This is a genomic window from Flavobacterium psychroterrae (assembly GCF_018380615.1).
Taxonomy (GTDB): Bacteria; Bacteroidota; Bacteroidia; order Flavobacteriales; family Flavobacteriaceae; genus Flavobacterium; species Flavobacterium psychroterrae.
This window is the reverse complement of record NZ_JAGYVZ010000039.1, coordinates 1-26,766: the sequence shown is the minus strand read 5'-3', so window position 1 is coordinate 26,766 and position 26,766 is coordinate 1. Positions and strand designations below refer to the sequence as shown.

At 32.8% G+C, this 26,766-nt stretch carries 26 protein-coding genes, 1 other RNA gene and 1 pseudogene; 14 read left to right on the top strand and 14 right to left on the bottom strand.

The genetic code is table 11. The annotated features are described in order from the left end of the window. Positions 1–91: IS3 family transposase (locus tag KHA90_RS23585; RefSeq protein WP_210667439.1), on the top strand; the 91-nt coding region annotated here is incomplete at its 5' end. Between the two features lie 338 nt (positions 92–429). Here KHA90_RS23585 and KHA90_RS23580 read toward each other — a convergent pair. Beyond that, a complete protein-coding gene (locus tag KHA90_RS23580; RefSeq protein ID WP_213307686.1) occupies positions 430–810 on the bottom strand; it encodes a pyrophosphohydrolase domain-containing protein in 381 nt (126 codons plus the stop codon). Positions 811–891: 81 nt separating this feature from the next. Here KHA90_RS23580 and KHA90_RS25555 point away from each other — a divergent pair, with 81 nt between their 5' ends. The 5 genes from KHA90_RS25555 to KHA90_RS23560 all read left to right on the top strand — a co-directional run bounded on the left by KHA90_RS25555 (position 892) and on the right by KHA90_RS23560 (position 3,940). Beyond that, the gene (locus tag KHA90_RS25555; protein WP_244860567.1) at positions 892–1,080 is read left to right on the top strand and encodes a hypothetical protein; all 189 of its coding nucleotides are present in this window, start codon (positions 892–894) and stop codon (positions 1,078–1,080) included. A 189-nt stretch (positions 1,081–1,269) separates the two neighbouring features. Continuing rightward, the gene (locus KHA90_RS23575) at positions 1,270–2,418 is read left to right on the top strand and encodes an SRPBCC family protein (protein WP_213307684.1); all 1,149 of its coding nucleotides are present in this window, start codon (positions 1,270–1,272) and stop codon (positions 2,416–2,418) included. A 58-nt stretch (positions 2,419–2,476) separates the two neighbouring features. Beyond that, positions 2,477–3,019: an RNA polymerase sigma factor gene (locus KHA90_RS23570; protein ID WP_213307682.1), complete on the top strand. Its 543-nt coding sequence runs from the start codon at positions 2,477–2,479 to the stop codon at positions 3,017–3,019. 33 nt (positions 3,020–3,052) lie between these two features. Continuing rightward, positions 3,053–3,469: a hypothetical protein gene (locus tag KHA90_RS23565; RefSeq protein ID WP_213307680.1), complete on the top strand. Its 417-nt coding sequence runs from the start codon at positions 3,053–3,055 to the stop codon at positions 3,467–3,469. A gap of 12 nt (positions 3,470–3,481) precedes the next feature. Beyond that, positions 3,482–3,940 (top strand): sensor of ECF-type sigma factor, encoded by a 459-nt coding sequence (locus KHA90_RS23560; RefSeq protein ID WP_213307678.1) that lies wholly within the window; start codon positions 3,482–3,484, stop codon positions 3,938–3,940. Positions 3,941–4,018: 78 nt separating this feature from the next. Here KHA90_RS23560 and KHA90_RS23555 read toward each other — a convergent pair whose 3' ends face one another. Beyond that, positions 4,019–5,080 carry a WD40/YVTN/BNR-like repeat-containing protein gene (locus tag KHA90_RS23555; RefSeq protein WP_213307676.1) on the bottom strand — a complete coding sequence of 354 codons (1,062 nt, stop codon included), beginning with the start codon at positions 5,078–5,080 and terminating at the stop codon, positions 4,019–4,021. Between the two features lie 121 nt (positions 5,081–5,201). On the opposite strand from KHA90_RS23555, the gene KHA90_RS23550 reads away from it, so the two are divergent. The 3 genes from KHA90_RS23550 to KHA90_RS23540 all read left to right on the top strand — a co-directional run bounded on the left by KHA90_RS23550 (position 5,202) and on the right by KHA90_RS23540 (position 9,942). Continuing rightward, on the top strand, positions 5,202–6,458 hold the full coding sequence (locus KHA90_RS23550) for a DUF4887 domain-containing protein (protein ID WP_213307674.1): 1,257 nt from the start codon (positions 5,202–5,204) through the stop codon (positions 6,456–6,458). A 134-nt stretch (positions 6,459–6,592) separates the two neighbouring features. After that, on the top strand, positions 6,593–8,566 hold the full coding sequence (locus KHA90_RS23545) for a KUP/HAK/KT family potassium transporter (RefSeq protein ID WP_213307672.1): 1,974 nt from the start codon (positions 6,593–6,595) through the stop codon (positions 8,564–8,566). A gap of 146 nt (positions 8,567–8,712) precedes the next feature. Further along, positions 8,713–9,942, top strand: a complete 1,230-nt coding sequence (locus KHA90_RS23540) for an RsmB/NOP family class I SAM-dependent RNA methyltransferase (protein ID WP_213307663.1) — start codon at positions 8,713–8,715, stop codon at positions 9,940–9,942. 65 nt (positions 9,943–10,007) lie between these two features. Here the strand turns inward: KHA90_RS23540 and KHA90_RS23535 are convergent, their stop codons facing one another. From KHA90_RS23535 to KHA90_RS23525, 3 genes are all read right to left on the bottom strand, one after another. Further along, a complete protein-coding gene (locus tag KHA90_RS23535; RefSeq protein ID WP_213307661.1) occupies positions 10,008–10,199 on the bottom strand; it encodes a hypothetical protein in 192 nt (63 codons plus the stop codon). 63 nt (positions 10,200–10,262) lie between these two features. Continuing rightward, positions 10,263–11,303: an AMP-binding protein gene (locus KHA90_RS23530; RefSeq protein ID WP_213307660.1), complete on the bottom strand. Its 1,041-nt coding sequence runs from the start codon at positions 11,301–11,303 to the stop codon at positions 10,263–10,265. Positions 11,304–11,307: 4 nt separating this feature from the next. Then, complete coding sequence (locus tag KHA90_RS23525; RefSeq protein WP_213307658.1) at positions 11,308–12,243, bottom strand: CPBP family intramembrane glutamic endopeptidase; 936 nt, start codon at positions 12,241–12,243, stop codon at positions 11,308–11,310. Positions 12,244–12,357: 114 nt separating this feature from the next. Here KHA90_RS23525 and arsC point away from each other — a divergent pair, with 114 nt between their 5' ends. Both arsC and KHA90_RS23515 read left to right on the top strand, forming a co-directional pair. Then, positions 12,358–12,702, top strand: coding sequence for an arsenate reductase (glutaredoxin) (gene arsC, locus KHA90_RS23520; protein WP_213307656.1), 345 nt, complete (start codon positions 12,358–12,360; stop codon positions 12,700–12,702). A 95-nt stretch (positions 12,703–12,797) separates the two neighbouring features. Then, complete coding sequence (locus KHA90_RS23515; protein ID WP_213307654.1) at positions 12,798–15,248, top strand: outer membrane beta-barrel family protein; 2,451 nt, start codon at positions 12,798–12,800, stop codon at positions 15,246–15,248. A gap of 181 nt (positions 15,249–15,429) precedes the next feature. On the opposite strand, the gene KHA90_RS23510 is transcribed toward KHA90_RS23515, so the two are convergent. After that, positions 15,430–15,606: a hypothetical protein gene (locus KHA90_RS23510; protein ID WP_213307646.1), complete on the bottom strand. Its 177-nt coding sequence runs from the start codon at positions 15,604–15,606 to the stop codon at positions 15,430–15,432. Between the two features lie 418 nt (positions 15,607–16,024). Between KHA90_RS23510 and fumC the strand changes: the two genes are divergently transcribed. Next, complete coding sequence (gene fumC / locus KHA90_RS23505) at positions 16,025–17,410, top strand: class II fumarate hydratase (RefSeq protein ID WP_213307644.1); 1,386 nt, start codon at positions 16,025–16,027, stop codon at positions 17,408–17,410. A gap of 211 nt (positions 17,411–17,621) precedes the next feature. Here fumC and KHA90_RS23500 read toward each other — a convergent pair whose 3' ends face one another. After that, on the bottom strand, positions 17,622–18,824 hold the full coding sequence (locus tag KHA90_RS23500) for an NAD(P)-dependent oxidoreductase (protein ID WP_213307641.1): 1,203 nt from the start codon (positions 18,822–18,824) through the stop codon (positions 17,622–17,624). Positions 18,825–19,069: 245 nt separating this feature from the next. On the opposite strand from KHA90_RS23500, the gene KHA90_RS23495 reads away from it, so the two are divergent. Both KHA90_RS23495 and ssrA read left to right on the top strand, forming a co-directional pair. Then, positions 19,070–20,266, top strand: a complete 1,197-nt coding sequence (locus KHA90_RS23495; protein ID WP_213307639.1) for a serine hydrolase domain-containing protein — start codon at positions 19,070–19,072, stop codon at positions 20,264–20,266. A gap of 67 nt (positions 20,267–20,333) precedes the next feature. After that, positions 20,334–20,729: a transfer-messenger RNA gene (gene ssrA, locus KHA90_RS23490) on the top strand. Here the strand turns inward: ssrA and KHA90_RS23485 are convergent. The 7 genes and pseudogenes from KHA90_RS23485 to traM form a co-directional block, all read right to left on the bottom strand. Continuing rightward, positions 20,684–22,240, bottom strand: coding sequence for a recombinase family protein (locus KHA90_RS23485; protein WP_213307638.1), 1,557 nt, complete (start codon positions 22,238–22,240; stop codon positions 20,684–20,686). The genes ssrA and KHA90_RS23485 overlap by 46 nt on opposite strands. After that, entirely contained in the window at positions 22,224–22,388 is a 165-nt protein-coding gene (locus tag KHA90_RS23480; RefSeq protein WP_213307636.1) for a hypothetical protein, read from the bottom strand. Before KHA90_RS23480 ends, KHA90_RS23485 begins: the two co-directional genes overlap by 17 nt. A gap of 71 nt (positions 22,389–22,459) precedes the next feature. Next, a pseudogene (locus KHA90_RS25550) lies at positions 22,460–22,743 on the bottom strand (hypothetical protein). Between the two features lie 14 nt (positions 22,744–22,757). Next, the gene (locus KHA90_RS23475; protein WP_213307634.1) at positions 22,758–23,813 is read right to left on the bottom strand and encodes a hypothetical protein; all 1,056 of its coding nucleotides are present in this window, start codon (positions 23,811–23,813) and stop codon (positions 22,758–22,760) included. A gap of 9 nt (positions 23,814–23,822) precedes the next feature. Continuing rightward, positions 23,823–24,620 carry a hypothetical protein gene (locus tag KHA90_RS23470; protein ID WP_213307632.1) on the bottom strand — a complete coding sequence of 266 codons (798 nt, stop codon included), beginning with the start codon at positions 24,618–24,620 and terminating at the stop codon, positions 23,823–23,825. 27 nt (positions 24,621–24,647) lie between these two features. Continuing rightward, positions 24,648–25,493, bottom strand: coding sequence for a conjugative transposon protein TraN (gene traN, locus KHA90_RS23465; protein ID WP_213307630.1), 846 nt, complete (start codon positions 25,491–25,493; stop codon positions 24,648–24,650). A gap of 18 nt (positions 25,494–25,511) precedes the next feature. After that, a complete protein-coding gene (traM, locus tag KHA90_RS23460; RefSeq protein ID WP_244860565.1) occupies positions 25,512–26,570 on the bottom strand; it encodes a conjugative transposon protein TraM in 1,059 nt (352 codons plus the stop codon). Positions 26,571–26,766: the final 196 nt, after the last annotated feature.

Below are 26,766 nucleotides of genomic sequence, written 5' to 3'. Positions count from 1 at the left end.
ATATATAGACTATTATAATAATGATCGAATAAAACTTAATCTAAAAGGAATGAGCCCGATACAATATCGAGCTCATTATTATCAAATTTAATTATAAATTCGTCTAAACTTTTGGGTGCAGTCCAAAACTGTCGGGTTTCTTATTTTATATTATAACTATAATGCAAACTAACTTAACGAAGACAACAGGAATGTCAAACACAATCTTGTCATTTCGACGAAGGAGAAATCACACTAGAAACTCCGCAATCAAAATCGCAAATCTTTGTCGAATCCTGAGTGTGATTTCTCCTTCGTCGAAATGACAAAAATTACACAAAGCTTTGCGAACTTTGTGTTTTTACAAAATCCAGCTGATATAAAATCTTAGCGTTCTTTGCGTCAAATTTTTTCATATTTCTACTTGTCAAAATTTTTCCATCAAGTTTTTTATAAAAGTTTCGAAAAATCAGGTTTAAAATAATTCGGACCTTTTAATACTTTCCCGTCTTCTCTGTAAATTGGCTGACCGTCTTCGCCTAATTTACTCATATTACTACGTTGAATTTCATCAAAAACAGCCTCAATTTTATCCTGCAAACCGTGTTCGATAATTGTTCCGCATAAAATATACATCATGTCTCCAAGAGCATCAGCAATTTCAACAAGATCATTGTTTTGAACTGCTTCAAGATATTCCTCATTCTCCTCTTTCATTAAATTATAGCGAAGCGTTTTTTTAATTTCGCCTAAATCTGCAATTGGCGTTTGACTGTGACCTATTTTAAAAGCAGTATGAAATTCAGTAACTGCATCAAGTTGTTTCCTCATGATTTTATTTGCTTAAATGAAATGCCAAATTAGCAACTATTCATATACAATTCTCTAAATTTGTCAAAAATAATTTTTACTATGTTTAGTCAAGGACAATTAATATTCGCGCTCTGTTTTTTTATTGCATTTGTAATCGTAATGATATTTGCCTATCGAAAAGATCTGGCATTACACAAAATATTTTACAAAGGAAACTACAAAGTACTAATAGCATTTTTGATTTTTATTGCCCTTCTGTTTGTGATCAAATTTTACTTTAAAAGATAATTTCAAATATTTATTACTATATTTAGAAGAAATAATTTCTGAAAAATTTATAATTAAACTTATTCGGAAACGTTATGTTTAAAGCTTTTTTTGATCAATATAATTTCATAAAGTTCACTTTTATTGCAGCACAATTAGCGTGACTACTAATAAAATTTATAACTTTACGACTCAAAATAACCGACTACAATGAAGATTCTAAAATATTTATTTCTATTACTATTATTAAGCTTAGTTGCCCTAACTGTTTTTGTCGCCACCCAAAAAGGGATTTTTTCTGTAGAAAGAAGCAAAGTGATCAATTCACCAAGAACAACTGTTTATAATTATATAAATGATTTTAGAAATTATGAGGATTTTGAATCATGGGCTATTGAAGATCCTACGATAAAAATGACTTTCCCAAATAAAACTACAGGAAATGGTGCTTCATTTTATTGGGATGGAACCGAAGGAAAAGGAAATGCAATTACCTTAAAAGCTATAGAAGGAGAAAGTATTCAGCAAAAAATGAAATATGACGGTACCGAAGCTGATGTAAACTGGACGCTTAAAGATACGCTCGCAGGAAAAACAAAAGTTACCTGGAAATCAAGCGGAACAATGAGCTTTTTGTTCAAAGTTTATGCGGCTCTAAACGGAGGCTCTGACAAAGTTATTGGAACTATTTACGAAAAAAGCCTTGCTAATATTGATAAAAATTTAGATTTTGAAACTAAAACTTTTGCTGTAAAAGTAAACGGAATTGTAAAGAAAACTGAAACTGCTTACATCAAACAAACGTTTACCAGTGAAATTGCAAAAATCAATAAAAACGTCAGAATTGTAATCCCTAAACTTATTGAGTTTAGTCAAAACAATGGTTTATCGACTAACGGGAAACCTTTTATAATTTATCATACTTACAACACCGCAACAGGATTAGCAAAAATCTCTATTTGTTTGCCTACAAATAAAGAAATCATGACAACATCCGGAAGTGATATTCTAGGCGGAACACTAAACGGATTTGAAGCTGTAAAAACAACCTTGACAGGTGATTACACGCATTTAAACGAAGCAATGGCAAAAACCACAGCTTTTATCAACAAAGAAAAAATTACTCCTGAATTAAGCTGGTCTCATCTTGAAATTTTAGCTGTAAGCAAATTAGATGTAAAAAGTCCGTCTAAATTGGTAACAGAGATTTATTATCCGATAAAACCAAAAGTGGTTCCGGTTGTTAAAGAATTTCCTGCATACAATCCTGCAGCGACATCAACTACTCCAAAACCAGCAGCAGAAGCGCCAAAACCGACACCAAAACCAACTACTGAAGAGGAACAATCAGAATTCTAAAATAATTGGCATTAAACCTTTTGTTTAAAATTCATTCTAATAAAGTAAATCGAAAAATTTGACCGACGAGAAGGAATTTATAGCTCAATTATTAAATCCTAAAACGCAAAACACAGCGTTTCAAAAACTCGTATCTGATTACCAAAAACCATTGTATTCTCATATTCGCAACATTGTTTTGAATCATGATGATACCGATGATGTTTTGCAGAATACTTTTGTAAAAGTTTTTCAATATCTAAAAAATTTCAAGGGAGAAAGTAAGCTTTTTTCCTGGATGTATCGAATTGCAACTAACGAAGCATTGACTTTTTTGAATCAAAAAGCGAAACTAAGCGGTTTATCATCTGAAGCGTTGCAAAATAAAACCATCGACAATTTAAAAGCCGATGTTTATTTTGACGGTGACGAAATTCAGATAAAACTTCAAAAAGCCATTGTAACATTGCCGGAAAAACAACAATTGGTTTTTAAAATGAAATATTTTCAGGAATTAAAATACGAAGAAATTGCCGAAATTCTGGGAACTTCGGTTGGTGCTTTAAAGGCATCTTATCATCATGCAGTAAAAAAAATTGAAATATATGTTACATCAAATTAAACCTTTTGTTATAAAACATATCTTATAAACATTATGAAAGCATTTAAATTAGAAAACGAACCGAAAATAGCCACTGGATTTAAAACTCCGGAAAATTATTTTGATGATTTTTCGGCAAAAGTTTTACAACAGATAAGCGAAGAAAAAGAAGTAAAAGTAATTCCGATTTACAAACGCAAAAAGGTACTTTCATTACTTGCAGCTGCAGTAGTTGTAATTGCAATGATGATACCTATAGTAAACAATTACAATAATACCTCGAAAGAACTTGATGAAGATACTTTAGAAACATATTTAGCCTATCAGTCTAATTTAAATCAATACGATCTAATTCAAAATCTAGACGCGAAAGACATTAAAAAACTGAGTAAAAATGTTGCAATTGAAGATGAAACTCTTGAGGATATTCTGGCAACAAACCCTAATATTGAGCATTTAATTTCCGAATAAAACAACTTAAAGATGAAAATCAAAAATATATTTGCAATAATGCTATTTCTGATTAGTTTTTCATTTTACGCTCAAAGCGGAAAAACAGATGAGAAACGTGAAAAAATCAAAGCTTATAAAGTTTCTTTTTTAACAACAGAACTTGAACTGACTTCTACAGAAGCAGAAAAGTTTTGGCCTATTTATAATGCGTACGACGACAAACAATTTGAATTAAGACATCAAAAAATGAAAACGTATATGCGTAAATTAGATGATGACAACATCAATTCAATGTCTGAAAAAGATGCCTTAACACTTTTATCCCAGATGGAAAGCACAGACAAAGAATTATATCTCTTACGTGATAAATACAATACTAATTTAAAAAAGGTATTGTCAGCAAAAAAAATATTGAAACTTAAAAAATCAGAAGACGATTTTAATCGTAAATTATTGCAGCAATACCGAGATAAAGCTGCAAAAGATTAAGATTTATTTTACCGTAACAACAGCGACAGGAACCCTATATAATAATACTTACTTTATTATTTAGGGTTCTTGTTATTTTTATTTAAAATTGATTCTAACCAGTTTATTATAACCTGCTGCAATTGCAGTATTTTTATTTAAAAATCGAATTGTAAAAAGCTTGGTATCATTTGATAACTGAACCCATGAAGCTCCATTATCAGTTGAATATTGCAATCCTCCAGATCCAACGCAAACCAATTGCATACCGTTACTTCCCGGAACGTACTGCACACATGAAGCATATCCAAAACCTTCATTTTGTCCAATCAGCTCCCATGTTTTTCCTCCGTCTTTAGTAAATGCTTTGTTATCTTTATTTTTGTCCGGAAAATCATAATCACCACCTGTAATAAAGCCTAATTTTGAATCATAAAAATCAGCAGTAAAAATTCCTGCCATTTCTTTTCCCTGAGTTATAGGTGTATCAACAACTTTCCATGTTTTTCCTTTGTCCGGAGAATAAAATGTTCTTGCTTTTTTTCCTCCCGAAACAAGCCATGTATCATTTCCTTTTATTACAATATTGGTATTACTTGCAGAAAAAGCAGCTTCGCCCGCAGCATTTGTAGGCAATTTATCAGATAATAGTTTTGTCCATGTTTCTCCTCCATCACGAGTAATAATTACAGAAAAAGTATCTTCTGTAGGATCACCAACAGCAATTCCCTCTTTATCATTCCAGAACTGCATACTGTCATAAAAAACTTTGTCATTAACTTCTTTATAAACTAATTTTATTTTTTTTGTTTTTTTAGAAACCTGATAAAGTAACGCAGGATTTCCTACACTTAGTAAAAAAACATCATTTGGAGTCTGAGCAATGCTTCTAAATTCTAACTTTAAAGTATCACGATAAATATGCTCTTCATACTTCTCATTTTTATCTAAATCATAGTAACCAAAACGAGAATTATCTCCACCGTACCAAATTTTATTTTTGTCTATTGATATCGCACGAATACTAATTTTATCCTTAAATAAAGTATCAACCTGAATACTGGAAAAGTAACCATTTAACGCTACTTTATCACTGTGATGCAGGGTCTTGAAAGACATAAATAAAACAAATGCGCAACAAAATAAAAGTACTTTTTTCATATAAATAATTGTTTAATGGGTGCTAAAATACAATTATTTACAAAATATAAAATAAGTTAGGTGTTTTTTTCTGGCACAGTAATTGGATATCCCAGAATATTAATCTTAATATGATTTAAAAATGAAAACGAAAATACTTTTAATAGCCATGTTAGCAATAGGTTTAGGTTCTTGTGCAGTGCAAAGCCAGACTACTGTTTATGCAAAAAATTCAGATATAAGCGATAACCTAGATTTAAGAGCAGTAGCTTCTATTTTTGGTGAATCGGCAAATCTTCAGGATTTTGAAAGACGTTTGAATGATCCAAAATATCAAATATCTAATCTTGATTTAAATGGAGATGATCAGGTTGATTATTTACGTGTAATTGAGTCTGTAGAAGACAGAACTCACGTTGTAATTATTCAGTCGGTTTTAGATCGTGATGTTTATCAGGATATTGCTACAATTGATGTAGAAAGAGATAATTATAATAAAGTTAGCGTTCAGGTTGTAGGTAACACCTATTTATATGGAGACAACTATATCTATGAGCCGGTTTATAGCGTTGCGCCAGTAATTTATACTTCGTTTTGGGTTACGAATTACAGACCTTACTATTCTAGCTGGACGTGGAATGTGTATCCAACCTATTATGCTGCCTGGAGACCTTATCCAATTTACAGATACAGAAGCAACATAAATGTTTGTATCAACGTAAACAATCATTATAATTATGTAAATACAAGAAGAAGTTACAGAGCTCCGGTTTTATATGCATCAAGACGTACGTATGGTTACGAAACAAGACGTCCTGACTACAGTTTTGCTCAAAGACATTCTAATGTAACAAACAGATATGATTTAGATCAAAGACGTATTGCAAGCAGAGAATCATCAGGAAGAAATCAAAATACTTATAATACTAACAGAACGACTTCTTCAAGAGTTTCTAATGATAACAGAACTCCAAATAGAAATTATGCTGAAAACAGAACTTCTGGTACAGACAGAAATTATAATACAAATCGTGGGACAACTACAAACAGAACTCCTGCAGCAACTGTAAATAATTCTAATAATTCTGCAAGAGTTGAAAATACTCCAAGAACAGAAAACAGAAGAGATTATAGCCAAAGCAACACAAATACTCCAAGAGTAAATTCTCAAAACAGTGTGAATACTAATAGACCTGCTCCAACTCAAAGAACAGAAACACCTAGAAGTTATTCAGAAAACAGAGGAAGTTCAGAAAACAGAGGAAACTCTGCAAGACAACAAAGCACTCAAAACACACAACGTTCTGAAGCTCCAAGAGTAAGTCAGGAGTCAAGAAGCAGCCAGCCACAAAGAGAAAGTAGTTCTGGTTCAAGAAGCGCCGGCGGAAGAAGAGGTTAATATTAAATTCGCATTTCTAAATAAAAAACTAAAGCACAATTTGACGATTGTGCTTTTTTTTATCTTTTTTCTTATAATTGATTCTAATTTGTTTTAAAACAGTAAATTTGCAACCGTCTTTTATAAAAACATACATGAGCGCATCGCATAAAAACTTACACAGTAAGTTGTCTATAGGGGGTTTATTGATCACATTAGGAATTATTTATGGAGATATTGGTACATCTCCATTGTATGTAATGAAAGCCATACTTGGTGATTACGCCATTAATTCTGATATTGTTTTAGGTGGAATTTCATGTGTCTTCTGGACATTGACATTACAAACCACAATAAAGTATGTTCTTATCACCTTAAGCGCTGATAATCATGGCGAAGGGGGTATTTTTGCACTTTATGCACTGGTCAAAAAGACTAAAATTCAATGGCTCATTGTGCCCGCCATAATTGGTGGTAGTGCCTTGCTTGCCGATGGAATTATTACGCCGCCCATCTCAATATCATCTGCCGTTGAAGGAATTAGAGCGTTTTATCCTACAATGAAAACCCAGACAATAGTATATATTGTTATCGGGATTTTATTTATCCTGTTTACCATACAACAATTTGGAACCAAGCTCGTTGGAAAATTCTTTGCTCCAATGATGTTAATTTGGTTTGCCATGTTAGGAACATTGGGAACAATCCAAATTATAAGTCATCCGGAAGTAATAAAAGCGGTAAATCCTTATTATGCTTACCACTTATTATCCATTCATCCTGATGGTTTCTTTGTCCTTGGGTTTGTATTTTTATGTACAACCGGTGCCGAAGCTTTGTACTCAGACATGGGACACTGCGGAAGAAAAAATATCAGAATCAGCTGGATCTTTGTAAAAACTACTTTGGTATTAAACTACTTTGGTCAGGCAGCCTATTTAATTCATCATGAAGGTAGTACATTGCAACAATTAGGCGGAGAAAACGGAAATCCTTTTTACCTCATCATGCCACACTGGTTTTTACCATTCGGGATCGTTGTTGCTACCCTAGCTGCTGTTATCGCATCTCAGGCACTTATCAGCGGTTCGTTTACCTTGATAAACGAAGCAATGAGATTGAACTTCTGGCCTAAAGTAAAAATCAAATATCCTACTGAAGTTAAAGGACAATTATACATTCCGTCCATTAACTGGTTATTGTTTTTTGGTTGTGTTGGAATCGTTTTACACTTCGAGAAATCAGGAAATATGGAGCATGCCTACGGTCTTGCCATCATTTTATGTATGATTATGACCACTATTTTACTTAATTATTATTTAATAATGAAAAGAGTAAAATTGTATTTGATGGTACCGCTTATTACAATTTATCTTCTGATAGAATTTAGCTTTTTAATTGCCAACATTACAAAATTTGCCGAAGGCGGATATGTAACATTAATCATTGCAATGATGCTGATTTCGATTATGACAATCTGGTATCTTGCTAAAAGAATCAATAAAAGCTATACTAAAATCATCAAAATTGACGATTATAAAAAAGTATTAATGGAGTTGAGTGAAGATTTATCAATCCCTAAATACGCAACGCATTTAGTTTATATGACAAATGCTAATCGTGTAGATGAATTAGAGGAAAAAGTAATTTATTCAATTTTACAAAAACGTCCAAAAAGAGCCGATATTTACTGGTTCGTTCACGTAAACATACTTACTGAACCTTATAAAACTCAATATAAGGTTACTGAAATTGCTAAAGATGACATTTACAGAATCGATTTTAATTTAGGATTTAGAGAACCTACAAAAATTAATTTAATGTTCAGAGAAGTAATTCGTGACATGGTGAAACGTGGCGAAGTAGATATTACCAGCCGTTATGAATCATTGAACAAAAATAATATTATTGGAGACTTTAAATTTGTATTGTCTGAGAAGTTTTTATCTAATGATAACGACTTAAGATGGCACGAAAATATCATCATGAACTCTTATTTCTTTATCAAGAAACTGAGTTTGTCTGAAGAAAGAGCATTTGGTTTAGATAGCAGTTCAGTTAAAATAGAGAAATTTCCAATGGTACTTCACGCTCCGGAAAACATTGGATTGACCAGAATTATAAAATAAATCCATTTACAAATACATTCAAAAAACACTCTTTTAAAACTTTATCAGAGTGTTTTTTTTCTTATAAAAGAAGTTAAAATAACAATCAGAATTAAAAATTTAACTTTCAATCAATTAATAGTACCTTTGCAACTCAAATATTTAAAATGAGATTACACAGAAATTTAGTTTATACTACCATCGATTCTTTAAATGCAATTTTCAATGAAGGAGAATATGCAGACAAAGTGGTAGCAAGAGCATTAAAAAAAGACAAACGTTGGGGAAGTTCTGACAGGAAGTTTGTTGCTGAAACGATATACGAAATTGTTCGTTGGAAACGATTATACGCAGAAATTGCCGAAGTAAAAGAACCTTTTGACAGAGAGAATTTATGGAGAATGTTTGCTGTTTGGGCAGTTTTAAGAGGATATCCAATTCCGGATTGGAAACAATTAGAAGGAACTCCTGAAAGAAAAATCAAAGGACGTTTTGACGAACTTTCTAAAGTTAGAGCATTAAAAGAATCTATTCCGGACTGGATGGATGAATTGGGTGTGAAAGAATTAGGTGAAAAAGTCTGGGCAACAGAAATTGCTGCTCAAAACCAACCTGCTAAAGTTATTTTAAGAACGAATACTCTTAAAGGAACTAAAGAAAACCTGAGAAATACTTTGATGGATTTAAATATTGAAACAGAATATTTAAAAGATCAACCGGAAGCTTTAGTTTTAAAAGAAAGAGCAAATGTATTTTTGACAGACGCTTTTAAACAAGGCCTTTTTGAAGTTCAGGATGCTAACTCACAATTAGTTGCCGGTTTCTTGGATGTAAAACCAGGAATGCGTATTGTTGATACGTGCGCCGGAGCCGGAGGAAAAACACTGCACATTGCTTCTTTAATGGAAAATAAAGGACAATTGATTGCAATGGATTTGTACGAAAGCAAACTAAAACAATTAAAATTGAGAGCGAAAAGAAATGGCGCTTTTAATATTGAATATAGAATTATTGACACAACAAAAGTGATTAAAAAATTACACGAAAAAGCAGATCGTGTATTAATTGACGCACCTTGTAGTGGTTTAGGAGTTTTAAAAAGAAATCCTGATGCAAAATGGAAATTGAAACCTGAGTTTATTGATAATATCCGTAAAGTTCAGGCAGAAGTTTTAGAAAGCTATTCTAAAATTGTAAAACCGGGCGGAAAATTAGTTTACGCAACTTGTTCCGTATTACCATCAGAAAATCAGGAACAAGTAGAAAAATTCTTAAAAACTGAAATCGGGAAGCAATTTACTTTCGTTAAAGATCGTAAAATATTAGCTTCTGAATCTGGTTTCGACGGATTTTATATGGCGTTGCTGGAAAGAAAAAATACTGTAGTTTCAGAGTAAGTAAATCTCATAAAAACAAAAAAGCCTTTAAATTAATTTTTAAAGGCTTTTTTGTTTTAGTTTTACTAAGACGGACACATATCTGCAGAAATCAAACAATAAGAAGGTACATTTTCGCAAGTAGGAACCTGAGTAAGTGGCTTAGCACATCGTATTTGATATCCATTTAAATAATAAATATAGTCGCCTCCTTTAATTTGTTTTAGTTCGCTTTTACTTAATTGCTGAACCTTTGGCAGATCTAGAATAAATTTCATAACTATCAGTTTTTAAAGTTAATACCTGATAAATATAGCAAATTTTTCTTACTTTTAATACAGTTACACTAAACTTGGTTTACGTAATAGCTTACCATTCGCATTTTCTTTAAACTTTGGAACAAAAACAATTTCTTTTGGTTTTTCAAATTTATCGAGAACATCAAAAAAGTCCTGGGCAAATTCCTGTTTTTCTCCTTCAATAACCAGAATCAATTTTTCGCCTAAAGAACTATCCGGAACGCCCGTGACAAAAAACCTGTTATGGATTTTACCAATCAGTTTTGATTCTATCTGCTCCGGAATAAGTTTAACACCTCCGCTATTAACTACATTGTCAATTCTTCCCAGAAAAATAAATTGATTTTCTCTTACAACCTCAACTAAATCATTTGTAACAATAGGATCTTCAGAAATAGTTGGAACTGTAATTACCAGACAACCACGGTCATCCTGAACAATTTTGACATTTGGTAAAACAGTAAAAACGTTCTCCCCTACTTTTCGAGCTGCGATATGAGTAATAGTTTCAGTCATGCCGTAAGTCTCGTAAACTTCAGTTTTAAGTGGTAAAACCTTATCTTCAAGTGAAGCATCCATTTTAGCTCCGCCAACTATTAGTTTTTTAACATTTACTAAAGCATCAATTGAATTTTGAACCTGCAAAGGCACCATTGCAACAAAATCATACATTTTACTGTTTAACGCTAACGGCTGCGTACTTGGTTCGACAATATCTAATTCCAGTCCTAAAATGATAGCACGAACCAACATCATTTTTCCGGCGATAAATTTTACCGGTAAACAAAGTAAGGCTTTATCGCCAGGTTCTAATTCAAAAAAATCTCCCGTTGCTAAAGCAGACTGAATCATCGCTTGTTTTTCTAATTTCACCAACTTAGGAAGTCCGGTTGTACCTGAAGTTTTCATTTCGATATACTCCTTATCATCGAACCAATCCAGTAAAAATTCACCTATTGCCTGCTCATCGCCATCACCCTCTTTTATATAATCATAAGCAACATGGCGCAACTCTTCTTCGCTTAAATGAAAACCATCTATTTTAAAATAATTATGAACATTTTTATGTGTTAATTGTGACATGATATTATTGATTTGAAATTTCTACAACATTTATTTTACCTGTTAATTTTTCTTTCCAGTTGTTCCAATTGTACTTTTTACTAAAAATAAAAAGCAAAATAGGATAAATTACAACAACTGGAAGTATTACATCTAAACCTGCAGATGGTTCTGACATATCTTTAAAAAGAGAATGTGTCTGAAAAACGGACCAATCTGATGTAACTAATAATGCTCCGACCAAATTATTGGCAGCATGAAAACCTAAAGCCAACTCGATTCCTTCATCCATAAGTGTAATAACGCCCAGAAACAATCCTGTCCCTATATAATAAAACATGATAACATAACCCATTTTTGCAACTTCGGGATTAAAAACGTGCATGGAGCCAAATATTAACGACGTCATCAGTAACGGAAACCATCTGTTTTGAGCAAGATTTGCAAATCCCTGCATCAAATAACCTCTAAAAACATATTCTTCGGTACTGGTTTGTATTGGAATTAATATGGATCCAACAGCAACTAAAATCAAGAACGGAATCAATTTAAAATTCCAAATAAAATTTTCGGGAGACTTAAAATATAATGCTGTAAAACTTACGATTGAAAAGAAAGACCATAAAACAAATGAAAAGCCAATACGTTTCCAATCGACTTTACTTCTGGATGTTGTAACCGATAAAAATGTTTGATGATGCAAATATTTCACCACATAATAAACTCCGGCAAGTGCAAAAGCGAAAGAAATAATAACCAAAAACAAAGTAAGATTCGGCTCAAATATTTTCATTACTGAAGCATTATCAAATGAAAAACCTTTTTTATTATTTAAAGTTTTATACAAAACCGCAACTGAAAAAGGAATTTGTCCAATAAATGACGCGATAATAATTAAAACTGATCCTATAAGATACAACCAGAATTTATTGTGAGGTTTAATTCCTTGTTCTAAAAACATATTTATAATAATTTAAAAATGAGAATTCGATTTGATAAGTAAATCTTATTTTTGGTATTGCTAAAATACCGAAATTTTAGTTTAATTATCTTACAACATACTAAATTTACTAAAATGATACAAATTTACCATAATCCACGTTGCGGAAAATCGAGAAATTGCTTGGCTTTTATTGAGCAAAAAAATGAAGAATATGAGATTATTCCCTATTTGACAGAAACCCCAACTTTTAAGGAATTAAAAGAACTTCTTGAAAAATTAAACCTTCAACCAATTCAGTTAGTTCGAATTAAAGAAAAAATATGGATTGAAAATTACAAAGAAAGAGAACTTACAAATGATCAAGTCATTCAGGCTATGATAGATAATCCAATTTTAATAGAACGCCCAATAGTTATTAAGGACGGAAAAGCAATTATAGGAAGAGATTTAGAACTTGTTGCCTCTTTTTTAGACTGATTATAAAGAACCAAATTAACATATTTTTGTGATTTTGCTCTTTAAACCAAAAGCTACATTTGCCGTCTAAAGAGTAAATGAAACCAAAAATAAAAATGAAACAAATCAAATTTGCTGTATTACTTGTATTCTTTCTTACAAGTTTTTACAACTATGCACAACAAGGTCCACCAGCCGGAAACAAGGTAAAAGTTACCGGAAAAGTTTTAGAAAAAATAAGCAAACAACCGCTTGAGTACGCTACAATTTCGATTACAGCGCCAAATGATACTAAAGTCATTGCAGGCGGAATCACCAATCCAAAAGGTGAATTTGAAATAGCTATTGCTCCCGGAAATTACGATATCAAGGTTGAATTTATTTCGTTTAAACCAAGTGAAGTTAAAGGAAGAAATATTCAGGGCGACACTAATTTAGGCGTCGTAAATTTATCCGAAGATGCTGCTCAATTAAATGAAGTTGTAATTCGTGCCGAAAAATCGACAGTAGAAATAAAACTGGACAAAAAAGTATATAATGTTGGTCAGGATATGATGGTAAAAGGTGGAACTGTTAGTGACGTTCTTGACAACGTTCCATCCGTTTCTGTTGATACTGAAGGAAATGTAAGTTTGAGAGGAAGTGATAATATCCGTATTTTAATTGACGGAAGACCTTCAAATGCTATAAACGTTGCCGAAGCTTTACGTCAGCTTCCGGCGGATGCAATTGAAAAAGTAGAAGTTATCACCAATCCATCTGCACGTTATGATGCAGAAGGTGGATCAGGAATTATCAATATCATTCTTAAAAAAGGAAAAAATCAAGGTTTAAACGGAACTTTTATTGCCTCAACAGGTCTTCCTGAAACGTATGGATTAAGTGCGAATTTGAATTATAAAACCGAAAAATTTAATTATTTCACTACTGCGGGATATAATTACAGAACTAATGAAGGTGCAGGTTTAACCAACTCTGAATATTTTAATCCGGACGGAACAACTAAAAACTTTCTTGATGAAGATCGCGATACCAAAAGAACAAGGGAAGGATTTAACGGAAGAGCAGGTTTTGAATGGACAGTTGCACCAAATACTTTTTGGACAAATGCTATTAATTACCAAAAAAATACGGGAGAAGACAGAGACTTAATCAATTATAATAATTATGATGCAGCTCGTAATTTTACCGGAACATCTTATCGTTTAAACAACGGAGATACAGGAAGCGAAAACGTAGAATATACATCCAATTTAATCAAAAACTTCAACGATAAAGGACACAAACTTACTGCCGATTTATCGATTGCAAGAAATACAGATGACAGTAATAGTTTAATTACAGGAACTGACGATTTCAACAATACGTTAAACAATCAGGTTCAAAAACAAGTTCAATTGCAAGCTGATTATGTTTTACCATTAGGAAAAGGAAGCCAGTTTGAAGCTGGATATAAAGGTAGTTTTGGTGATTTGAACAATGAATATTATGTACTTGACAGTGAAGGCGCCGCACTTCCTAATTTATCAAATACACTTGAGTACAAAGAAAATATTAATGCTCTTTATACTTCATATGGTTTTAAAGTAAATAAATTTTCATATTTATTTGGTTTACGTTGGGAAGACACAAATATTCAGGTAAACCTATTAGATACGAACGATTTCAATACTAAAAAGTATAACAACTTATTTCCAAGTGCTTTTATTAGTTATGAAATTTCAGATCAAAGTAACTTTACTGCAAGTTATAGTAAACGTTTATCAAGACCAAGAGGGCGTTTCATGAATCCGGCGGTAAATTACTCCAGTAACATTAATATTTTTCAGGGAAATCCGGATTTGGATCCATCTTTGACAGACAAATATGATATTGGTTTCATTAAACGTTGGGACAAAGTAACTTTTAATACCTCAGCTTATTTTGAAGATACTAAGGATGTCTTCAGCTTTGTAAGATCTCCTACAGGCGATGAAGTAAATGGAATTCCGGTTATTTTAAGCCGACCAATTAACTTAGGAAAAGAACAAAAATTTGGTTTTGAATTTACCTTAAATTACACTCCGTTAAAATGGTGGAAATTAAATAGTAACTTCAATCTTTACAACGTAAAAACTACTGGAGAAAACAGCTATACAGATGCTAATGGTGAACTTGTAGTTCAAAATCTTGACAATCAGGCAAATTCATGGTTTGCCAGAATTAACTCAAAAATAACTTTACCATACAAAATCGACTGGCAATTAACCGGAATGTATAACGGAGAGCAAAAAACAGCTCAAGGTAAAAACTTTGGTCAGTTTGGTATGAATACCGCTTTAAGTAAAGATGTTTTAAAAGACAAAGCAACAATTGCTTTTAATATTAGTGATGTTTTCAACTCAAGAATTATGAAATCATATACTTATCTTGAAAACCAAACCTCATATGGTGAAATGCAATTCCGTAAACGTCAGTTCAATTTATCGTTTACATATCGTTTTAACAAAGCGAAAAGCGATAGAGATAAAAACGCAGCACCTAAAAATGAAAATGGCGGTGAAGGCGGAGGAGAATTCCCCGGATAAGATAAATTAAAAATTTAATAAAAAAAATTCCAAATTCCAATTTGTAAAACTTAATTATTAAGTCTTCGAATTGGAATTTGGATTTTTTTTATTGGGATTTATTATTTTTTATTTGGATTTATTATTTTTTTTGCATAAAAAAAAGGACTCGTAAAACGGGTCCTTTTTTTATGAAATCAATTTAATATTTAATTGATTGTTCTTGTCTTTTCTTTGCTCTTTTCTCTTTGATCATTTCCCAGCTTGCTCCCGTTACCCAATAAGATACGAAACCAACTAAGAAAAACATCAACCAAAACCCTATAGTTAGTATGGTCAAGAAAAGTAAAAAACCTAAGTACTGTGAAAATTCAAACATGTTTTCCGGAATTTTTGAATGTAAGCACAAATGTATGTTATATATTTTTCGTTAGCAATAAAATCCAAATCAATTTTCATAAAATCACAATTATCCGTATATTTAAACTCATTTTAAATAAGGGATTTTTTCGATTATTATTCAACTAACTAAATCACAATAACATGAGCTTTTTAAGGAGCTATTTCCCGCTATTCGTTACAATCTTTTCTATTTTAAAGAAAAAATACAAAAGGATTTTCACTACTCCCGATAGCTATCGGGACAGGGCTAGGGATTTCGTTTTCAAAACAAATTTTAATCATTAAATTAAAAAACCCGTTTTAATCAGCGTTTTTATGAAGTAAATCCGTTTCATCCGCGTTCCATTTTATTACAAACATTTTACAAATACATATAACTTTTTAGATACTATAACATGAAATACAGAATAGAAAAAGACACGATGGGCGAAGTACAAGTCCCAGCCGATAAATATTGGGGAGCTCAAACAGAACGATCAAGAAATAATTTCAAAATTGGACCATCGGCATCCATGCCGGAAGAAATCATTGAAGGTTTTGCTTATCTTAAAAAAGCTGCCGCATATGCGAATGCTGATTTAGGTGTTTTACCTGCCGAAAAAAGAGATGCAATTGCAGCCGTTTGCGACGAAATTCTTGCCGGAAAATTAAAAGACGAATTTCCATTAGTGATTTGGCAAACAGGTTCAGGAACCCAAAGCAATATGAACGTAAACGAAGTTGTTGCCAATCGTGCGCAAGTTTTAAAAGGTTTCAATATTGGCGAAGGCGAGCCGTTTATCAAAGCCAATGATGATGTCAATAAATCACAATCTTCAAACGATACCTTTCCAACGGCAATGCACATTGCAGCTTATAAAGTGATAATTGAAACCACTATACCGGGAGTTGAAAAATTACATGCAACATTATCAGCGAAAGCTGCGGAATTTAAGGAAGTTGTAAAAATAGGACGTACACACCTTATGGATGCAACGCCATTGACATTAGGGCAAGAAATTTCAGGTTATGCCGCTCAATTATCTTTTGGATTAAAAGCACTTAAAAATACTTTAGCGCATTTGTCTGAAATCGCATTAGGAGGAACCGCAGTTGGAACCGGATTAAACACCCCAAAAGGATACGATGTAAAAGTAGCTGAATACATTGCAAAATTCACCAACCTTCCGTTTATAACTGCCGAGAATAAATTTGAAGCTCTTGCCGCACACGACGCCATTGTTGAAACACACGGAGCTTTGAAGCAATTGGCTGTTTCCTTAAACAAAATAGCGAATGATATCAGAATGTTAGCTTCAGGACCACGTTCCGGAATTGGAGAAATTCATATTCCTGAAAATGAACCTGGATCATCAATAATGCCCGGAAAAGTAAACCCAACACAATGTGAAGCACTTACTATGGTTTGCGCACAAGTTATAGGAAACGATATGGCAATTGCCATTGGCGGAATGCAGGGACATTATGAATTGAATGTTTTTAAACCTGTTATGGCAGCAAATTTTCTACAATCGGCACGATTATTAGGCGACGCTTGTATCTCATTCGACGAACATTGCGCACAGGGAATCGAACCAAATTACAAACGTATCAAAGAATTAGTAGATAACTCATTAATGTTAGTTACTGCTTTAAACACAAAAATAGGATATTACAAAGCAGCCGAAATTACGCAAACCGCTCACAAAAACGGAACTACGCTAAAAGATGAAGCTGTTCGCTTAGGTTACGTAACGCCGGAAGATTTTGACGCCTGGGTTAAACCTGAGGAAATGGTTTAAATTAATGGTGAATTGTTAATGGTAAATTATTAATTCATGTTTGATCTAAAAAAGGGTTTTATAAAAGTTCAAACTTTTATAAAACCCTTTTTTAATAATATTGTCATTCGAAAAAAAACTGTGTTGATTCAGCAAATGTGATTTCTCATCCTTCGAAATGACATAACACTATCAATTACAAACTATAAATTAATAATTTGCAATTAAAAAATTATTTCCCGTCTACATAATCTTGTAAATAGCTAAATCTTTCTGTTAGTTTCCCGTTTTCGGTTATTTTTGCTCGTTGTAGAATTCCGTCTTTATCATTATTAAAGAAAGCTGGAATTACGTATTCCATAAACTGTTCACCAAAACCTTCACTGGCATCTTTTGGGATTTCACATGGCAAGTTATCAACTGCCATCACCACAACTGCTGCAGGGTGAAAAAACTCAACTTCTCTATCTTCTAAAGGAAAATAACCATAAATAGGTTCCTCAATTGTCGAAGAACGTAAAGTACAGGCAATTGGCCCTTTTACATCGCATGAAATATCTGCAACCACTTTTAATTTGCAATCACTCGCATTCAACATTTCTCTGGACAAAATCATTGGCGCTCCTGTTCCGTAAAAATGTCCTGCAAAATAAATATCAGATACTTTAGTGAACTTTTCAAAATCAGAAACATATGCTTCAGGATGTTCTGTAAAATCTTTAAAATCTAAAACTTCCCCATCTATTCGTTTATTGTATTCTAAAACATCTAATTGAACATAAACTGGCTGTGAATAGTTTTTGGTCAAATAATTCTCAACCGTAATTTCCTTTATTTTTATTGCGTCCAGAATTTCTTTTGCTCCGCTCCCCACTTTTCCGGTTCCGGTAAGTACAAATTTTAATGCCGGTAAATTAATTCGTTTCAAATGCATGATTAGCGCATCTTTGCCTTCAAGAGTTTCTGCTTTTGGCAATTTAAATAATTCGAATTTTATTCCAAAGGCACGAATTCCGTTATAAACACCAACCATTCCGGCATATTTTCCAAATCCAATTAAACGACGATTCTGATCATCAACAATAGTTTCATGATCGTATAAATCGATATTTTTCTCCAGAATTGCTTTTAACAATTTCTGATTATAAGGCTGCTTTTTAATTGTATGCGAAAAAAAGAAATACGCTTTATTGGGAATCAAATTTTCTACGGGAACTTCCTTTACCCCAAATAAAACATCCGAGTTAGAAATATCATCGGTCACGGTAATTCCAAGACTTTTATATTGAACATCAGAAAAAATTCTAATATCTGAACTTTCTACCTCAACGATAGCGTCCTGATAAGTTTGTTTTAGTTTTGCAAGTTCATTAGGTGAAAATACAACACGTCTGTCCGGTGGATTTTTCCTTTCTTTTATAATTCCAAATTTCATTTAAATCAGATTAAAATAATTATTAATATAACTTTTTGAACTTTATTTGTTTCAAATATAACAAATTTAGTTAAAGTTTTGTTGTTAAAATACAATTTAGAATACTTAAAAACCGTTAAAAGCTGACAAACAATCAACTAATTAATTTAGCTCTTAAAATTTTGTTAAACCAAGCTTTAGAATTATTAAAAAAAGCCGAAACATAAACATTGAATTCTATATATTTGTTTTTAAAGAATGATGAAATGAGCCTCCTTAAAAAAACAAATATACCACAAATACTTTTCTCAATACTAGTTTTAAGCTCTTGTGGAAATGACAAAAAAATACAACCAAATACTATTGCTGAAGTTGAAGATACTTTGCCTAAAATGAAACCATTAGGTCCCGAAGCCAAAATTTCGCAAGTTTATATAAATTCAGTAACAGGAAGAATAAATCACTTTTATGTTAAAAACTGGCCGAACAATACTATGAACGGAAGTTTTTTAGTGGCAAAAAACGGTCAGATTATTTTTGAACGATATAATGGTTTTGCGAATAAAAACGAAGGAACTAAAATTACGGCAGAAACTCCTGTTCAAATTGCTTCGGTCAGCAAAGTTTTAACAGCAACAGCTGTTTTAAAATTAGTCAATGCCGGCAAAATTGATTTAGATCAAAAGGTAAATACAATCTTAAAAACATTTCCATACGAAGATTGCACTATCAGAATGCTATTATCACACAGAAGCGGAATGCGCAATTATGCTTATTTTACGGATCACGATAAATCAGTTTGGGACAGACATAACCAACTAACCAATAATGATATTTTAGAAATTCTGGCTACTAAAAATGTGGGGCTGGAGGCAAAAACAGGAACGCGTTTTAGTTATTGCAATACAAATTATGCTATGCTTGCGCTGATTATTGAAAAAGTTACTGGTCTAAAATATAAAGAAGCAATGTCTGAAATGATTTTCAAGCCACTTGGAATGACGCATACTTATGTTTTTGATGATGATAAGGACAGAAAAAAGATTGTTCCTTCATACAAAGGCAATGGCGTAGAGATTGGTTTTGATTATCTGGATAATGTTTACGGTGATAAAAACGTATTTTCAACTGTAAGAGATCTTTTGAAGTTTGACAGAGCCAGAAATGCACCAGGCTTTTTGAAACCTGAATTATTAAAACAAGTTTATACCGGATATAGCAACGAAAGAAAAGGTACAAAAAATTACGGTCTTGGTATTAGAATGATCAATTGGGATTCTGGTCAGAATTATTATTTTCATAACGGTTGGTGGCACGGTAATACCTCATCTTATATTCCGTTGCAAAAAGAAAATGTTACCATTATTGCTTTGTCAAATAAAATGACGACAAAAACGTATGCGGTTCGTAAACTGGCACCAATTTTTGGTGATTATCCTTTTAAATTCAAGGATGAAGAATAATATTATTTTTCTGAAAAATTTATTACAAACATAAGTTCAAATAGTATAAATTTGCAAACTCATTTTGGGGGTCGACTGGTTTTGACAGCAAGTCGAATTGGAAAGTAAGCACGTCGAGCATTGAGACCTTGCTCGTAAATATAAGATCTTACAATTTTACACGGCGAAAATAACTACGCTTTAGCTGCATAATCTGAATTATAGTAAGATTAGCCACGTCCCTATCAGATAGGGAAGCTGGATTCTCCTTGAAAGCCTTGGTTTGTGGCGGTCAGTCCAGGAGAACCGTAAAAATAAACCTAGATTTCCATGAGCTTCGGGTGGATATCGAAATTAAGAAGATAAGTGTTGAGTGGTTGTTCCTGACCTAGCTCAACAACGAAAATCTAATCAGGAAATAAACGTGTAGAAAGCTCTTTAATTGCTTGTTTGGACCCGAGTTCGATTCTCGGCGACTCCACTGAACGGGATGATATCTAAATCATCCCGTTTTTTTTCATAAATCAAGTATCCTTTTTCCTTCATTAATGCGGTGTTATGAGTAAAAACACTTCTCATTGTAGGTGTTCGATAAATGCCTTCTTGATAGTACAAATTGCTATCGAACACCATATTTATAAAATCTCTTTTCTGCAAAGTATTTGATTTATTGTACACATAATGCATATCCGTAAGTAAATTTAAATTATTCTCCAAAATTAAAAATACCTTACTTTGATCTGTATTAAGTCTTTCTATGGTCTGTTTCAAATTTTGTATAGTACCATTGTAAGTTGCATACCATCTATCATAAGTTTCTTTTGCAATTTCATTTTTAATCCACTTTTCTTCAACTGAGAACATTTTTTCCTGTACACTTTCTAATTCAAGTTTTTTTTCTTGAACTCTTTGTTTATTAGCGTTCATTTCTACTTCAATAGAATTATTGCAACCATCTTTTATTTCAAGAATCCTCTTTTCGGGCAAACTCATTAACTCGCATACATTCTGAAATTGATTGTGAGCCTTTATTGCACTTATATTATTGTGTTTAGAAGAATTACATTTATAGTAATAAAAATATTTCCCAGATTTTCCACGAGATGGTGCTCCTGTTAATGGAACACCACAATGACATTTTAATAATCCACGTAGTGGAATATTTTCATCAATTATTGTCCTTGTTTTTTCTGGCTTTTTCATTTTGCTTTGCACCATTTGCCATGTACTCATATCAATAATAGCTTCATGAATTGCAGGAAAAAGACCACCAGGATATTCTTTATACGCTTGAACATTTAACATACCAGCGTAAACAGGATTACTGAGGACTCTTTCAATAGCTGTATTACCTTTCTTTTTAAATCCAAGTTCATTCGCATTTTTTTTGATAAGATATAATGGAACGTCCAGTAAATAAGAATCATAAATAAATTTTACAATTTTAGCCTCTGACTCATTAATTATCAATCTGCGATCTTTTCTTTCACCCTCTTTAATATATCCAAATGGAGCACTCGTTGCTATATATCTACCTTCCTTCGCTCTAGCTGTATAAAGCCCTCCTCTTATTTTTATGCTTCTATTAATATTATCTTCCTCAGCCAATAATAGTTGTAAACCAGCCCTAAAAAAACTACCAGGTGTATCGTAGTCAAATGTAATCCCTTCAGTTACACTGACCACTTGAATACTATATCTTTTCTGAAGCATTTTTACCATATTCATTGCTTCTCCTGCATCACGACTAAACCTGTCTAGTTGATCTACTAAAAGATAATCTACATTTTTATAATACTTCACAATAAAAGCTTGTAATTTTATAAAATCAGGACGGTCAAAAGTTTTAGCGCTTTTCCCTCTATCAATAAAGGAATCCACCAGTTCTACTTTATTAAATTGTAACCACTGATCGGTATACATTTCCTGACGTTCTATTGAACCGTTACTTTGTCCTAACTGACTAAATCGTAAATATCTAATTGCCCTTTTCATAATATTCCTTTAAAGTAGATGAAACAATTATTTCAATGATTAAATTTACTAACTTTTGTTCTCGTTCCTGTTCAAGAACTTCAAAAGTTTCAAAAATTATTTCATCTACATCCCGCCCTTTCAATTTCTCATTTTCATTATCCATCATACACCTCCTTACTTTTGATAGCAAAAGCCCTTAAGCGGGCTTTATTAATTAAATTAAATTGATTCAATTACTCATATGGGGAAATAAATAGTACTCCTTTGATTTCTATTCCGTTTAGGCAGGTAACTAATGTAGCCATACTCATTTAGCTCACGAATGCATTTATGGTAGGTTACAGGCCCCGTGATCTTCGCGATTGTCATGATTTCAGACCTATAGACTTCATAGGGTTTACAAAACCCTTTTCCGTCCTAAATTGAAGCAATGCAGCATATATACCGATATGCGTGACGCTAATACGATAATCTTTTTCTATTGCCTTAAAGAAATCCGATAAAGGTTTTAGTGTTTTCATTATATTTTAATTTATCAGCTTATACGCATACTATTCCTTTTCGTATGGTTCACCTGTTGACTCTCATTTGTCTTTTGTTGCTGTTTTACAGTTTCCATTGTTTTATTACCCAATGCCGTTGAGAGCGTTATTTTTCTCGAATGCTCATCATAAATATTTACCGATTTAAACTGAGGATTAACTTCAATATAAAACCGATGTTCATTTCCGTTTTTAACTAAGGTTACAGGCAGCCGATTTCCTTGTTTTAAATCATCCTTTAATTTATCGGCTTGAGTTTTATTTGATAATTCCTTTAAAGGAAGTTGCTGTATGGCTTTTTCAAGATCGTAACCATACCCGGAATGAAATTCTTTGATAAGATAATTACCGCTAGCATCTTTGTCGTTAAGATTCAATTGTATCCAAGTTTTTTCCTTTTGAACCGCTCTTCCTGCCAACAAATTATAAGCCTGTGTTGTGTCAACAGAATTCCCTTCCTGTAATTTGAAATATTGACTTCTATTTTCTTCAAGTTTTAACTCATTAGACAGACTAGCTTTATAACCTTCAAATTGATACTGTCCGCTTTGGTCTTTAACAAAAGACAACTCATGATCCAGTCGTTCTTTTTCGTTGACGTAATAGGAAACCGGGATAGTAAATTGCTCATGACCTTGTTTGATTTGCTGATCAATTTGATTTGACAAATCTCTAAAACCAATACGCTGCACTTGATCGTACAGCGCTTGGTTGTTTTTTTCTTCTTCTTTTGCATCTTTCCGAACCGCAATTTGGTCTATGAGTGGTGCAATAATCAGTTTGCGAATGAGCCGTACTAATAAATTAGGATAAAGTTGTTTTAATAACTTGTTCTTTTCCTGCTTGAGCATCTCCAAAGCGAAACGTTCTTCTATATTTTTACTGCCCTTATACTTTGTTACAATCCGCTCGTAATGATGAAGCTTTTCTTTCATCAGCGATCTATTGCCCGAAAGACTGAAATTAAACAGTTTACTAAAACGCTCTTCCCTGGAGCGCCACTGGTTTAATTCCATCTCTACTCTGTTTATGGGAAGTTGTTCATTCATGATTAATGACTACATGGATTGGCTTTTCCTTTTTTTCTTAGCTTCCTTTGGCACTTCAGGGCCATCATCATCGGCAGTTTGGCTTTGCTTTTTACTGCCTTGTTTTTCGGAAGTTTGCTGGCTTTCGGATTGCTTTTCTTCTTTAGACTTACGATTATCAATGCGCTGCAAATTGCTGTCATATACATTAATTGTCTTGAATTGTGGGCTGGCTTCAATATACTGCTTGATTTCATTACCTTCTTTTTGGAAAGTAGCCGATTGCAGGTTTCCCTTTTTCAAAGAATTTATCAAGTCTTCTTTGTATTTTGGGGTTTCCAGTTCTTTAATTGGATGTTTGGAGAGTGCTGCTTCTAAATCATAACCGTAATTTTGATGGTAATGGTTTAGTTTAAAGTTTCCATTAGTTTCGGATTGCTTAAAATCGATTTGAACCCAAGAATTGTAAATTTCTCCTTCCTTATTAGTAAGATCTTTATTTACTGATCTGCCTTCCATAAGATTGTAAGCCTCTTTCATGGTGATGTTGCTGCCTTTATTGATATAAAAGGTTTGCTCCAAATTTTCTTTGGAATTTTCTTTTTGCAATTCGACTTTATAAGAATTAAAAAAGTAAATGTCGCTTTGATCGGATTTTTTAAAATTTAACGTCGCTGTAGCGGTATCATTACCGTATTGCGCATTATGCGTCAAAGTAAAATTAGGCTCTTCCTTCTGCATTTTTTCTTTTAATTGAGATTCCAGTGCTTCACCGAAACCGGTATACTTAATCTGATCTCTTAAGTATTCAAAATTTTTCTCGCTCATGATTTCAATTTTTAATTATTAAATAGTTTATAGTTTGGGAAGTACAGTCACCTGTACCAGTTTTGTATTCTTGACATGTTCTTCTAAATGTCTGCCGCCATTTTTCTCCATTAGCTGAATGGCTAAATATTTTTTTTCCGGAATTGTAAATTTTGGCAGCGCAAATACAAATATGTTTTCTGCTTCGGCTTCAATTTTATCAACATTATTCAGGATATAAATTGGCGCAATTTCTATTTCCTGTGTAGCAGTGCGTTTTATTTTTTTTGTATCTCGAATAAAAAAACGAAGCTGGTCTATCTCATAATTGATTTTAGAATTGTTGGTTATCTTTATCCTGTAATACATTACTTCATCACGAATAAAAATTCCATTGAGCCTAAAATCAATATCGTATCTACTTTCCTTTTGACCTCGCAGCTTTTTTTTGTCGTATAGCGCTAACTTTGAATATTCCTCAATATCCTGATCATTAATAATTTTATCTGAAAAATAAATTTCCTGTCCATCCGGCTTAGTTTTATTAAGGGTAAGATTCAGCTGTGGAAACTCTTCATTATAGTCCAGCACGAAAGAGTAGAATTTTCCATCTGCAGTCACCACCGTAAGATTGGTCTGAAAAAATCCCCTTTGGGCTGCCTTAACCTGAAGGATATTTTCAAGACCTTTTGCTTTTTGTACCAATATATCGGTACTTCCCTTGTCGACACTTTTTATGGCAAAAGGAAATACAATATTGGTCGTTTTTGAATAGGCTATCATTAAGGAGTCTGATTCTGTTTGGAATAAACGGTTTTTACTTGTTTGCTGTGCCAATACACCGATGGTCATAAATAATAAATGCCCCATCATCAATAGTTTAAAATTTTTCATCTCTATCATTTTTAGTTTTTAATTGGAATCTTTTTGTTTCTGTTTTTCATCATGCAGTAGTACCTTACAACCTGCTTTTACAACTACTTTAACCAGTTTTACTTTTTTGCTTAGCAGACTTTTAGCCGCTTCAATTCCTGCTCCCGCAGCCTGAGCTCCCCAGGAATCGTCAAGAGATGCAACTCCTAAAGTTTGCATAGAGCGATCAGCCGAGGCTTTGGCAACATCACGATTAATGGCTCCCGGAATATATATACCAACAAGTCCATCAATATCATAAACAGACAAGTCCACTGGCAATAGGGAGCTGTTGTATCTGATACTAGTAATGTTAATAGTTAATCGTTCTCCTTTTAAGGAAGCAACTCCAAACAAAAAATTGTCTTTTGGGATTTTAATACCGTTTATAAAGATGTCGTTCATGAGTCGGAACTTAACTGTGGAGCCATTTACAATAGTCTGAGTTTCATGAATAATGGCTTCTATAGTATTCTGCATTAAATCATCATTTTGAAATTCATCTAAAGAGTAAAAACCATTCTGTTTGTACTCAGAACTGTTCAATGTTTTGTTTTGTAAAGAAGAAACAGGATCTTCATGCTCCTTGGTTGAAATAGTAAATACTTGTCCACGCTGAGCCTCGGAAGCTTTTTTTAATTTTTCTTGTACTCTGCCCGGATGTTGGATATCCAAAATACTCTCCAGCATTCCTCCGAGTTGCTGCAGTTCAGGATCCTGACTTTCCTGCCCATCACTCATGGATTGCATCATTTGTTCCAGCCTGTCCACATCATTGGAATGCATTGCCGTTTCATTTGATTTTACAATTTTAGTATAATCTCTGTTTTGCTCTGGAACTGCTACTGGTGTATTGATTACTTTTTGCAATGCTTCCAATTTTTGATGAACTTTTTCTTCATTTGGATCGCGATAAACAGATTTATTTAAACCATGTCGCTCTTTTCTCTGAGTAACAGCACTACTGTCTTCAGTGGAATCAATCTGAAATGACTGGCCTAAATAATTTGGATCTTTTTTGATAAGTTCATCAAGCTTTGCCGAATCAAGTGCAGCCATATCCTTAAAATTTAAAATTATGGAAATCACAGGACGATTAACAGCATTATGTAAAGCTTTACATAACTTTGTTTATGCAAATCAAAATATTATGCAAAAAAAAACAACGTAATTGTATTATTACCAGTTCTTTATATCGAATTTACTTTACATAATATTCTTAGTCATACTCAATAATATTGTTATTTAGTGGTAT